The organism is Wolbachia endosymbiont (group A) of Apoderus coryli, from assembly GCF_947251615.1.
In the GTDB taxonomy this organism is placed as follows: Bacteria; Pseudomonadota; Alphaproteobacteria; order Rickettsiales; family Anaplasmataceae; genus Wolbachia.
Genome location: NZ_OX366367.1, coordinates 630,607 through 643,111 on the forward strand (window position 1 = coordinate 630,607; position 12,505 = coordinate 643,111).

Below are 12,505 nucleotides of genomic sequence, written 5' to 3' on the forward strand. Positions count from 1 at the left end.
ATTAATTTAGATTTACTGGATTTAATATGAAAAAGACCCAATACAATAATTTAGTTTCATCTTACGCTAGAGTGCTGTTTCATGTCTCAGGAAGCAGGTTAGGTATTATAAGGAAAGAAGTAGAATTTTTGTTGGCTTTTTTTAAGGATCAACGTGATGTTTTTGTGTACCTATCTCATCCTATGATTTCTTTTGCACACAAAAAAGAAGTGATGCTTTCTATAAATGAGCACTTGAGTGAGAATTTAGTAAAATTTATTATGGTTATATTTGCAAATAAACGCTCTAGTTTATTGATCCTTATATTAGAAAAATTCTTAAGTCTTGCAAGAGAAAATGAAAATGAATTCGAGATTACTATAAAGTCAGCAGAAACTTTAAAGGAATCTGATATAAAAATAATTACTGAATCTTTGAGCTTTCTTGGTAAAATAATAAAAGTAAGCAATGTGGTTGACCCTTCTATACTAGGTGGCTTCGTAGTTAGGTATGGTTTTAATTTGATCGATGCTTCGCTAAAAAGTTGCTTGGATAGGTTAGTTGAATTAAGTAAAATGGAAATATTAAAAGTAAGGAATTTTGTATGAAGAACAGTATGAATGTCTCTGAGATAGCAAGTATAATAAGAGAAAAGGTTGAGACGTTTGATAATCCTATAAAGCGGGAAAATATAGGTGAAGTAATTTCAGTAACAGATGGTATCGCATTGGTTTATGGACTGGAAAAAGCAAAATTCGGTGAAAAGGTATTTTTTGCAAGCGGTGTAGAAGGAATAGTTCTTGATTTAGATCATGATACGGCTGGAATAGTTGTACTTGGTAATGACCGTGATGTGAAAGAAGGGGACGTTGTAAAATGTAGTGGTGATGTTGTGCAGGTGCCTATAGGGCATGAATTGTTAGGGAGAGTTGTAAATGCGTTGGGCCATCCTATAGACGACGGTGGGGAAATTAGAGCCAAAAACAGAATGGATATAGAATCTAAAGCGCCAGGCATTATTGATCGTAAGTCTGTGCATGAGCCACTGCAAACAGGAATTAAAATTATAGATTTGCTAATTCCAATAGGTAGAGGGCAGCGTGAATTAATTATTGGTGATAGACAAATTGGTAAAACTACTATTGCGCTTGATACTATTATCAATCAGAAAAAGATTAACGATGAGGTAAACGAAAATCAAAAAGTTTACTGTGTTTATGTTGCTATTGGACAAAAAATTTCAACAGTAGCAAAAGTGGTAAATAAGCTGAAAGAAAGCGGAGCATTAGAGTATACAACTGTAGTTGTGGCTAGTGCATCTGACTGCGCGCCTATGCAATTTTTAGCACCTTATGCTGGTTGCACTATTGGGGAATTTTTCCGTGACAATGGAATGCATTGTTTGATTGTATATGATGATTTATCTAAGCATGCTGTGGCATATAGGCAGATGTCTTTATTGCTCAGACGTCCTCCTGGTCGTGAAGCTTACCCTGGAGATATATTCTATGTACATTCTCGCTTGCTTGAAAGAGCTGCTAAAATGTCTGATAAAAAAGGGCAGGGGTCTTTAACTGCTTTGCCAATTGTCGAAACTCAAGCTGGTGATGTATCTGCATATGTGCCAACAAATGTTATTTCAATTACCGATGGGCAGATCTTTCTTGAGTCTGAATTATTTTATAAAGGATTTCGACCTGCAGTAAATATAGGTTTGTCAGTTTCACGGGTTGGTTCTGCTGCACAACTAAAGTCTGTGAAGAAAGTTGCTGGTTCTATTAAGCTAAGCTTAGCTCAGTATAGAGAATTGGAAGATTTCGCAAAATTTGGTTCTGATCTTGATGCTAGTGTTCAATTATCCTTGAATAAGGGTAAATATCTTGTCGAGTTATTAAAGCAAAAACAACATTTACCTATGTCAATAGAAGAGCAAGTAGTGCTGATGTATATTTTTTCTAACCTGTATAATCAGTTAAGTAAAATACAAATAAGTTACATTAATAAATTTGAACATGATCTTATTAATTATTTTCATACTGTGCATCCTGGGGTTTTAAAAAAGTTGTCAAATGACATGAGTGATGATATAAAAGGTGATATTTTTAACATTGTGAGTAATTTCGTTACTCAATTTAATTGCGTTTAGGTGGTGATTATGGCTTCATCCATTATTAATAAATTTCCTATAACGAGTAAAGGTTTTGAGAATATGCAAGCCGAACTTGAAAAATTAAAGGAAGAAAAACCTTCTGTGATACAGGCTATTTCTGATGCTCGTGATCAAGGTGATTTGTCTGAAAACGCAGAGTATCATGCAGCACGGGAAAGGTTAGGTTTTATTGAAGGCCGTATAATGGAGATAGAAAGTAAGCTCTCACATGCGGAAGTAATAGAAGTAAAAAATTTGTCTGGTGATTCAGTAATGTTTGGTGCAACTGTGACATTAAGCATGTTAAGTGATAATAACGGTGAAGTGGAATATGTTTATAAGGTTGTAGGCGAATATGAAGCTGATGTTTCAAAGCAGTTAATATCTACTAGTTCACCACTCGGGAGTGCCTTAATCGGCAAAAAAGTCGGTGAATATGTGGAAGTGACAGTGCCAAATGGAGAGAAATTGTATAAAATAGTTAAGATTGAATTTAAGTAAATTATTATGGTACAGGCCACTTATGCTTCAATGAGTCTACCCGGCATTTCTTCTGTGGAAGATGTATTAGAGGATGCTCGTTCCGGTAAATTATTCATTTTAGTTGATGATGAAAATAGAGAGAATGAAGGTGATTTGGTTGTCTTAGCTGAAAAAGTAAAACCAGAACATATGGCTTTTATGGTTAGGTACGGTACTGGCATTGTGTTTTTAGCTATGACAAAGCTTCATATGAATAAACTAAATCTTGAGTTTATGAGAAGAAGTAATGTGGATGAAAAGCTTACTCCTCATACTGCATTTACTACGTCAATTGATGCACGTTATGGCATTACAACAGGTGTTTCTGCTCATGATAGAACGCATACGATACTTACCGCTATTGATGAAAAGAGTACTAAAGATGATATTATTACTCCTGGGCATGTTTTTCCTATTATTGCAAATGATGGTGGGGTTTTAGCACGCAATGGTCATACTGAAGCAAGTGTTGAAATAGCAAAGTTAGTTGGCTTTAATCATGCAGCTGTAGGGTGTGAATTAGTGAATGATGATGGCTCTATGATGCGCTTACCTGAGCTGCTTGAATTTGCTGAACATCATAAAATTAAGTTAACCACCATCGACAAACTTATCAGTTACGTCAAAAAATCAAACTAGCGTTTATAAATTTGTATAATTTAAGTGTTAAAATATAAAATTCCTGTAAGTTGTACAAATACAGAATTTTCATGTTTAAAATTGCTAAGTTTTTGACTTTATTGTTCTTTTTTGCATATTATAATAATGCTTACTCTATTAACATTATTAGAGATAGTGAAGTGGAAGCAATAGTGAAAGAGCTAGCGCAACCTTTATTTTCTGCTGCGGATGTTGATAGTGACCGAATGAAGGTTTTTATAATTAATGATAATTCGATTAACGCTTTCGTAATTAACAATAATAGTATTTTCATTCATTTAGGGCTTTTACAATATTCGGCTAAACCTTATGTTCTGCTTGGTATATTAGCACATGAAATTGCTCATATATCTGCTGGTCATATATTGCAAATGAGTGGTGCTATGGGTTATTTTCAATCAATAGCAATGATTAGTTATATGGTAGGATTAGTTTCTAGTATTATCATTAATCCTCAGATTGCTGGTGCAATTTTGCTTAGTGGTGTAGCGCTTAGTTCAAGGCTGTTTTTTAACTATTCTCAAGAGCAAGAAAGTGTAGCAGATAGCTATGCTTTAAGGTATCTTGATGAATCTGGCTATGATAATTCAGGTATGAAAGAGATTTTTGACTATTTTAAAAGTATTGAGCATGAGAACACCGAGGAATATTTCCGCACTCACCCACTTAGTGATAAACGCATATTTGCTGTGCAAAATTATAAGGTTAAAAACAATGTAAAACCAATTTTTGCGGATAAATTACTAAAGTTTGAGCGTGTGGTTGCAAAGCTAGACTCTTTCTTTACTCCTATTCATGTGTTATCTAATAAATATGAAGGTAATTCTGAGTATGTAAATGCTATAGTTTACTATAGGCAAGGAAAGATAGAAGAGGCTATAGCTAAAGTTAATTCATTGATTCAAGAATCACGCAATGACTCATACCTATATGAATTAAAAGCAGAAATGCTATACAAGGCTGGAAATTTAAGTGAAGCAATAAAAATGTATGAAGAATCGCTTAGGTATTTATCTGAGAAGAATAGTTATTTAGTAAAACTCGCATTATCTCATACTTTATTATTACACGGTGATGCAAAAAAGGCGATTTTTTACCTGGAGCAGATTTTGAATGTAGAACCAAATAACGCCTTTGTCTGGAAATATTTAAGCATTGCATATAAATGTGAAGCTGATACGGCAATGCATTATTTTGCCTTGACAAAAAAGGCTTGTATTGAAGGTGATTTAAAGCAATTTACAAAATATGCTGAGCTAGCTGTTAAAACTCTACCAAAAGATAGCCCTTATTTGTTGCAAGTTGAAGATATGAAACGATTTAATGGATAACAAAAAAGCATTTCTGCACTTTTATGGGTTATTTTTGTCCACACTTTTCCAACATAGCTTTTGCTTCATTGCTTACGTTGGGCATAACTTTCATTATAATCGTCTTAGCGCCAAAAAATACACCACAGAACATGCCTAGAGCAAAGAGAGCTGGCCACGGCATCCTGCCAAATATTGCAAGCAAAGCTGCACCAATTATTACTACCGTCATAAGTGGACCGCCTATTCCCCAAACATAACCAATAATATTGCATATTACTTCAGTTGTATCATCCATATCAGGGTCAGCTGCATAACCTGAGAAAGAGAAAAGCAATACTACACAAAAAACACTAAAAAATTCCATTATAGAGCTCATTTTTTGCCTCTAAATAATAAACTAACGCAAACCTAAACCTACACATATTTTTATTTTAAAGTAAAAATTATAATTTGTCCATACATAAGTGTTGCTACATAAATAACCCACCATTAATGTTAAGCACATGCCCTGTTATATATTTTGCTTCATCACTTGCTAAAAATAAGACCCCTGCTGCTATTTCTTCCCCTGTTCCCATTCTTTTCATTGGAATATTATCTAATATTTTTCCCTTTTGTACTTCATTTAAAACTTCAGTCATTTTAGTATCTATAAACCCAGGAGCAATACAATTTACTGTTATATTACGACTTGCAACTTCTTTTGCTATAGATTTGCTCATAGCTATTATTCCAGCTTTAGACGCTGCATAATTTGCTTGCCCGGCGTTTCCTGTCAGCCCTATTATTGAGGAAATATTTATAATTCTTCCCCAATTATTCTTAATTAGTTTCCTGCATGCTTCTCTACTCAGCTTAAATGTAGAGCTCAAGTTAATATCAATTACTTTTTGCCATGCTTCATCTGTCATCCTCAATAATAAACTGTCTCGCGTAATGCCCGCATTGCATACAAGCCCGTCAAAGCCTTCCATCAACTCACTTGCTCTATTTACTAGTTGATTTACTTCCTCAGCATTTGATAAGTCACAAGGGAGTATATGCATATTTTTTTCATATTGTTTAGCAACTTCTTCGAGCACTTCTTTTTTTGTGCCAGAAATACATAAAGTTGCTCCGGCTTTGTGCATAATTTTTACAATTGCTTGCCCTATTCCGCCTGATGCGCCAGTGATCAGGAACTTTCTGCTTTCCAATTTAAACATAATAACTTTATATTATCTTAATTCCTAACAGAATATTGACTGGTTGGCAATAGATTTCTTACATAATATAAGTAACTCAGATATTCACAAAATAAAGAAAAAGTTATAATAAAGTTAAACGTCAAAAAATTTTAAAAACATAGTTGCAGGAATTGTTACTAAATAGTTTATTCTGGTGCTCTACAGTCTAAATGGAATGCTTAAATTATAGATTCTTTGTTTTTGTGTGTTATCTTGAGTTAACACAAATTCACAGTAGTATTATGATAAGTAAGTTAAAAAAGCTTAGCGCTGGATTTTCTTTGACAGGCTTGATTGGCCATAGTGATAATATAAATATGCAAGGAGCAAAAAATAAAAAGAAGAAGTACCCAAAATTTTTGGATAAGACGTTTGCATTGATTGATGCAGTGATAAATTTTATTTTAAAACGCGAAAGTAATAACGTAAATGAAGTCCTGAAAGTAACATGGGGGCCACTATCTTTTGGTCTGATAGTGATACTCATCTTTTTTGGAATAGGCGGTATTTGGTCGGCTATAGCTCCAATTGACGGTGCGGTGCATGCAAGTGGAGAAGTTATTGTATCTTCAAATAGGAAAATAGTTCAACACTTGGGCGGAGGAATAATAAGCAAAATTTTAGTAAAAGAGAGCCAAGCAGTTAAAAAAGATGAGCCTCTAGTTTTGTTGAGTGATGTTAACGAGAAGGCGAATTTAAGTATTATCAAAGAGAAGCTCTTATCATTTTTAGCAACAGAAGCAAGGCTTCTTGCAATCAGAGTAGATTTGGACACGCTCGAGTTTCCTGATGAGGTTAAAAAATTATCTCACGATGAACTTGTAAATAAAGCGATAAAGAATCAAGTAAAGTTGTTCAACTCTCAGAGAAAGAGCATATTGGGAAAAACAGACATACTGCAACAACGTATAAAGCAGTTAAATGATGAATTAGCGGGGCTAAACTTTCAACTAAATGCAGCTCATAAGCAATATGACTTGGTAACTGAGGAGTTGGAAACAAAAAGACAATTACTTGATAGTGGCCATATAAGCAAACCACACATTTTAGCTTTAGAAAAACAGTTTGCTGAAATTGAAGGCAGAGTTGGACATTACCGTTCTGCAATATCTCAAGTGCAGCAAAAAATTGGAGAGAACGAATTAGAAATTATAAACGTAAAAAATGATTCTCAAGAAAGAGCAAACGCTGAACTTAAGGAAGTTAGTACGTCTATTGCAGACTTGAAAGAGAGGCTGATGGTTGCTGAAGATTCACTGGCACGTACAATAATTAAATCCCCTCAAGATGGGATAGTTACAGATATAAGATACCATACTGAAGGTGGTGTTATACAATCTGGAGTTCCGATCATGAGCGTAGTGCCATCGGATGATGACTTAATAATAGATGCTAAAATTCAGACCAGAAACATAGAAGAGGTACTGTCAGCACAAAAGAAAGATAGCAACATAGTCTCTATTGATGGGCTAGAAGGACTAAAGGTTAAAGTCCGGTTAAGTGCTTACAGTGCACGTCGTTTAAGTTTAATTAGTGGTATAGTAAGCCATATTTCTCCTGACGCTCTTGATGATCCAAGACTAGGGCGTTATTATTCAGTGCGCGTGGTGATACCAAAGTCAGAGCTTGCTCAGTTTAAAAATGTATACCTATACCCTGGTATGCCAGCAGAAGTGTACATAGTTACTCAATCCCGTACTCTTTTATCATTCTTGTTTACGCCTATAATTGCAACAGTCGATAGGTCTTTTATAGAAAGGTAGCTCACTCGTTAAAGTAGTAGTGAAAGTGCCGTAATAAAATTTAGGTATATAGTTAGACAATAGGCTTCTTGCACTACCTCCCAGTGTCATTCAATAGAAACGAAAAATTGCTTTACAAACTCCGCCAGCCCCCTTATCATGAAACTGAAGCTATTTATTTATCTTCGCAATCTGTGCAGGTTAATGACAAAAAACTTAGGGTATTTGGCGTCTCATGTTTAATTTTTCGCACTACGTGCATCGCATGTCTTTAAAAATTTCTGGGTTTTTACCTATACAAGCCGAAACGCGCTTACAAAGCGTTTAAGACAGCAAAAAACGTCAAATTGACAAGGGAGAATTTGAATGCTAGCTACTACGGGGTTTCTTTGCCTTTTTTCCTGCTTAGTAAATTTCTTAAACACTTGCGGTGTAGGTTAGTTGCAAGTTAAAAGCAGCTAAATCGCTCTTAATCAAGCGTTTTAGAATAAAAAAAACGCCGATATTTTAGTACATAGTAAATAGCCAACCACCACGGGGCTTCTTTTGCCTTTTTTTTGTTTGGTAAATTTCTTAATATTTATGGCTAAACGACAACCGTCAATCCCGCTGCTTGTTAGCGGGATCTCTTGTTAGCGGCTGAGATACCGCGAATGAATCGCGGTATGACGGTTAAGTAGGGTGTCATTCCAGTCTGGGATCCAGTCTTTATTATGCAGCCACTTGGTTAAAATTAAGTTTTCTGGATCCCAGTGTCTGGGCACTGGGATGACAAGAAAGAGGCTACTTGGATGACACCCTGACAATCGTCATCCCGCTGCTTGTTAGCGGCTGAGAGATACCGTGACGGTATGACGGTTCGCGGCGGCATGACGATAACTTCGTCATCCCGCTACTTGTTAGCGGGATCTATGCTAAGATTTTGGGTGAAATCAGGAATTTTAGCGTATTTTGCCTTGTTTTGGCGAAAGACCTTCATGAAACTTTGCCCATTTGGCTTCTCTAAAGATTTCGTTTACAAAATCTAGTAACTCAGCTATGCAGAATGAAAAAAGTTTGTATGGTATACAAATAGTGTGTTTTTTATAATTATTTTCTATAATGCATAAACCTTTGGTCCAGTAAATGCTACCATAGGCATTAAAAGTTAATTAACAAACTGCAATGTATAATGAGATAAAGACACTTGTAAGATTTTGATCTTACAGATTATAAACTTGTCATAAAGTTTAATAGTGTCTGTTACTGCTTTTAGGTGTGAGGCTAGAGGGTTATTAGCAGTAACAGACACTATTAAACTTATTATAGAATTTACTTAAAGTAAATACTTAATTTAAAATATTATAATATTTTTACTTACAATAGATTTATGTAAATGCTTTTTTCCTCAAATTAGTATTGTACTATTATACTTGTTGAATGCTAAAAAATTATTAACCATCACTAATCTCTATTTGCATAGTAAGTTTATATATACTATTATACAGTATATCATTTAGTTTTATAGCAAACAAACAAAAGATATGGTGAAGTTACTTGCACTATTGATAATATTTTACTCAAATATATCTGTTGCCTCTGCTCCTACTTCCTGGCAATTTGGATTTCCTGCTCCTGCAACTGAAGTAATGGAGGCTGTAGTTAGGTCACATTCGTTTGTGATGGTTGTGATGGTTGCAATAATGCTTTTTGTGTGGGCGCTGCTTGCTTATGTAGTATTTCGCTTTCGTAAAAGCAAAGTGGCAAACGTAAGCCAAACTAATCACAATGTCCTTTTAGAAATTGTTTGGTTTGTTATACCAACGATTATTGTTGGAATATTAGCCTTTGAAAACGCTAAATTACTGAAGCTACAGGAAGAAATACCGAAAGCTGATATAACACTGAAAATTATTGGCCATCAATGGTATTGGAGCTACCAATATCCAGAATATCAAGGCGTGTCGTTTGATAGTTATATTAAGGGAGAAAAAGACTTTATCGAAGGAGATTTAAAGCTATTCTCTGTTGATAATAACATCGTTTTACCCGTTAATGCTAACGTTCGTTTACAAGTTACAGCAGGAGATGTGATACACAGCTGGGGAGTACCAGCTTTCGGTGTAAAAATTGATGCGATACCAGGTAGGCTGAATGAGGCGTGGTTTAATGTCAAAAAGCCAGGTGTTTATTATGGGCAGTGCTACGAATTGTGTGGTCTAGGCCATGGATTTATGCCAATTGTTGTTGAAGCAGTAAGCAAAGAAGATTTTAATAAGTGGATCGAAAATAGAAAATTAGTGAGTTAAATTTGGAGTATAGATATGAGTGATGTACCAAAGGGCATAAAGCGTTGGTTGTTTTCCACTAATCATAAAGACATAGGGACACTGTACATTATTTTTTCCATATTAGCTGGAATTATTGGTGGATTATTATCGGTGATTATTCGCACTCAGCTAATGCACATTAATATACTTAACAATAATTATCAATTATATAACGTAATGGTTACAGGGCATGCGTTGATAATGGTGTTTTTTATGATAATGCCAGCCCTCATGGGAGGATTTGGTAACTGGTTTGTACCTCTCATGATTGGCGCACCAGATATGGCATTTCCTCGTATGAATAATTTAAGTTTTTGGTTATTAGTGTCATCTTTTATTTTGCTCATTCTCTCAGTGTTTATTGGTGAAGGTCCAGGTACGGGTTGGACTTTATATCCGCCTTTATCACAAATTATGTCCCACCCGAGTGCAGGAGTTGACCTTGCTATACTTGCACTTCATGTTGCTGGTATGTCGTCAATTATTGGGGCGATCAACTTTATAGTTACTATATTTAACATGCGCGCAAAAGGAATGTCATTAACTAAGATGCCACTGTTTGTTTGGTCTGTCTTGTTAACAGCATTTATGTTGATTGTTGCCTTACCAGTGCTTGCCGGTGCTATAACTATGCTTCTTACTGATCGCAATGTTGGTACTTCCTTTTTTGATCCTGCCGGTGGTGGCGATCCTGTGTTATTTCAACATCTATTTTGGTTTTTTGGTCATCCAGAAGTTTACGTAATTATTTTTCCTGCATTTGGCATCATAAGTCAGGTTGTATCAACTTTTTCTCACAGACCTGTATTTGGTTACATAGGGATGGTTTATGCAATGATAGGTATAGCAGTATTTGGCTTTATGGTTTGGGCTCATCATATGTTCACTGTTGGGCTTAGTGCTGACGCTGCTGCATTTTTTAGTACTACCACAATTTTTATCGGTGTTATAACTGGTGTAAAAGTCTTTAGCTGGATTGCAACTATGTGGGGCGGAGCGATTGAGTTTAAAACCCCTATGCTATTTGCACTAGGTTTTATTTTTATGTTTGTTGGCGGTGGCATAACGGGAATAATTCTCTCTCATGGTGGAATAGATAAGCTCCTGCACGACACCTATTATGTTGTTGCTCACTTCCATTATGTCATGTCACTTGCTGCATTGTTTGGAACTTTTGCTGGCTTTTATTATTGGATTGGTAAAATGTCGGGTAGGCAATATAATGAGCGCTTAGGTCAAATCCACTTTTGGCTTACTTTTATTAGCACCAATATCACTTTTTTACCTCAACATTTCTTAGGATTAGCTGGTATGCCAAGGCGTATACCTGATTATCCTGATGCGTTTATCCCTTGGAATTATATATCCTCAATTGGCTCATATATGTCCTTTGTTTCAGTTATGTTTTTTGTGTTTATAGTTATACATCTCTTTAAATGGGGCAAGAAAGCTGGAGATAATCCTTGGGAAGGTGACACCTTGGAATGGACGGTATCTTCACCACCGCCTTTTCATACTTTCGAAAAACCACCAGTGGTAAAATAGAATGTACACAAGTATTTTGCTAAATGTTGAATCAACAATACTGGATTTTTGGCGTTTGCTGAAGCCAAGGATAATGTATCTTGTGGTATTTACTGCAGTTGCTGGTATGGTTACTGCACCAGGTAGTATGCACCCTTTTCTAGCACTAATATCTCTTATATGTGTTGCTCTTGGCTCAGGATCTGCAGGTGCTATAAATATGTGGTATGACAGAGACATAGATCTGCTCATGGAAAGGACAAAAAACCGCCCTATACCCTCAGGTAGAATTTCTGCAGAAAGCGCGCTTGAATTTGGTATAACTCTTGGAATATTATCAGTATTTATCATGGCAATAGCAGTAAACTATATTTCTGCTGCTTTGCTTGCAGTTAGCATATTGTTTTACGTTTTCGTATATACAATTTGGCTAAAAAGGCGTACTCCGCAGAATATCGTTATCGGTGGTGCAGCAGGTGCTTTTCCTCCAATGATTGGCTGGGCAGCTGTGACTAATTCTGTCAGTTGGGAAAGTTTCATTTTATTTTTAGTAATTTTTATGTGGACTCCACCACACTTTTGGGCCCTATCTTTAAATAAGTCTGAAGACTATGCAAAGGCATCAATTCCAATGTTCAATATTGTTTATGGTCCGGAAAAAACAAGAAAATATATATTAATTTATAGTGTTTTGCTGGTGCTAACTAGCTTGCTTCCGGCTCTATTTTTGAAAAAGGCTTTACTTTATCTAAGCATGGCAACCTTTGAAGGTTGCGTTTTTATTTGGTACGCTGTATCTGTTATGAAGTTCAAGAATCACAGCTCACAGAAAAAAATGTTTTCTTATTCAATTTCTTATCTATTTTCCCTATTCGCCAGTATTATTTTTTGTTCTATTGATTTATTTTAGTTATGAAAGAACGGCAGAAGCATAAAAACTATTTTTTACTTTTCCTTTTGGTAATGCTCGTTGTCACACTTTTTTTTGTTTCTATAATAAAATTTAAAGGTGCAGCTTAAACTACCTTTAGAAATTGTGCTTTCATAAAAGCAACTATATACTTTATTAATTCATTACAGT

The 12,505-nt window shown here is 35.3% G+C and carries 12 protein-coding genes; 9 read left to right on the top strand and 3 right to left on the bottom strand.

All coding sequences use genetic code 11. From position 1 onward, the window contains the following. Positions 1–26: 26 nt before the first annotated feature. The 5 genes from atpH to OPR43_RS03290 all read left to right on the top strand — a co-directional run bounded on the left by atpH (position 27) and on the right by OPR43_RS03290 (position 4,641). The gene (gene atpH / locus OPR43_RS03270) at positions 27–587 is read left to right on the top strand and encodes an ATP synthase F1 subunit delta (RefSeq protein WP_265025655.1); all 561 of its coding nucleotides are present in this window, start codon (positions 27–29) and stop codon (positions 585–587) included. Further along, positions 584–2,125 (top strand): F0F1 ATP synthase subunit alpha, encoded by a 1,542-nt coding sequence (gene atpA / locus OPR43_RS03275; protein ID WP_265035469.1) that lies wholly within the window; start codon positions 584–586, stop codon positions 2,123–2,125. The genes atpH and atpA overlap by 4 nt, the downstream gene beginning before the upstream one ends. 9 nt (positions 2,126–2,134) lie before the next feature. Further along, positions 2,135–2,629 carry a transcription elongation factor GreA gene (greA, locus tag OPR43_RS03280; RefSeq protein ID WP_265025652.1) on the top strand — a complete coding sequence of 165 codons (495 nt, stop codon included), beginning with the start codon at positions 2,135–2,137 and terminating at the stop codon, positions 2,627–2,629. A 6-nt stretch (positions 2,630–2,635) separates the two neighbouring features. Continuing rightward, positions 2,636–3,289, top strand: coding sequence for a 3,4-dihydroxy-2-butanone-4-phosphate synthase (gene ribB / locus OPR43_RS03285; protein WP_265035471.1), 654 nt, complete (start codon positions 2,636–2,638; stop codon positions 3,287–3,289). A gap of 71 nt (positions 3,290–3,360) precedes the next feature. Next, positions 3,361–4,641, top strand: a complete 1,281-nt coding sequence (locus OPR43_RS03290; RefSeq protein ID WP_265035473.1) for a M48 family metalloprotease — start codon at positions 3,361–3,363, stop codon at positions 4,639–4,641. A 28-nt stretch (positions 4,642–4,669) separates the two neighbouring features. Here OPR43_RS03290 and OPR43_RS03295 read toward each other — a convergent pair whose 3' ends face one another. After that, a complete protein-coding gene (locus OPR43_RS03295; protein ID WP_265035475.1) occupies positions 4,670–4,999 on the bottom strand; it encodes a TrbC/VirB2 family protein in 330 nt (109 codons plus the stop codon). A 94-nt stretch (positions 5,000–5,093) separates the two neighbouring features. After that, entirely contained in the window at positions 5,094–5,828 is a 735-nt protein-coding gene (gene fabG / locus OPR43_RS03300) for a 3-oxoacyl-[acyl-carrier-protein] reductase (protein ID WP_265035477.1), read from the bottom strand. A 263-nt stretch (positions 5,829–6,091) separates the two neighbouring features. Between fabG and OPR43_RS03305 the strand changes: the two genes are divergently transcribed. Further along, positions 6,092–7,612 (top strand): HlyD family type I secretion periplasmic adaptor subunit, encoded by a 1,521-nt coding sequence (locus OPR43_RS03305; protein WP_265035479.1) that lies wholly within the window; start codon positions 6,092–6,094, stop codon positions 7,610–7,612. A gap of 611 nt (positions 7,613–8,223) precedes the next feature. Here OPR43_RS03305 and OPR43_RS03310 read toward each other — a convergent pair. Then, positions 8,224–8,397: a WPE palindromic element domain-containing protein gene (locus OPR43_RS03310; protein ID WP_265035480.1), complete on the bottom strand. Its 174-nt coding sequence runs from the start codon at positions 8,395–8,397 to the stop codon at positions 8,224–8,226. A 717-nt stretch (positions 8,398–9,114) separates the two neighbouring features. On the opposite strand from OPR43_RS03310, the gene coxB reads away from it, so the two are divergent. From coxB to OPR43_RS03325, 3 genes are read left to right on the top strand one after another with little or no spacing between them, the layout of a single operon-like run. Then, the gene (gene coxB, locus OPR43_RS03315) at positions 9,115–9,879 is read left to right on the top strand and encodes a cytochrome c oxidase subunit II (protein ID WP_265035481.1); all 765 of its coding nucleotides are present in this window, start codon (positions 9,115–9,117) and stop codon (positions 9,877–9,879) included. A 15-nt stretch (positions 9,880–9,894) separates the two neighbouring features. Then, the gene (ctaD, locus tag OPR43_RS03320; protein WP_265035482.1) at positions 9,895–11,445 is read left to right on the top strand and encodes a cytochrome c oxidase subunit I; all 1,551 of its coding nucleotides are present in this window, start codon (positions 9,895–9,897) and stop codon (positions 11,443–11,445) included. Between the two features lies 1 nt (position 11,446). Next, entirely contained in the window at positions 11,447–12,334 is an 888-nt protein-coding gene (locus tag OPR43_RS03325; RefSeq protein ID WP_265035484.1) for a heme o synthase, read from the top strand. Positions 12,335–12,505 lie beyond the last annotated feature (171 nt).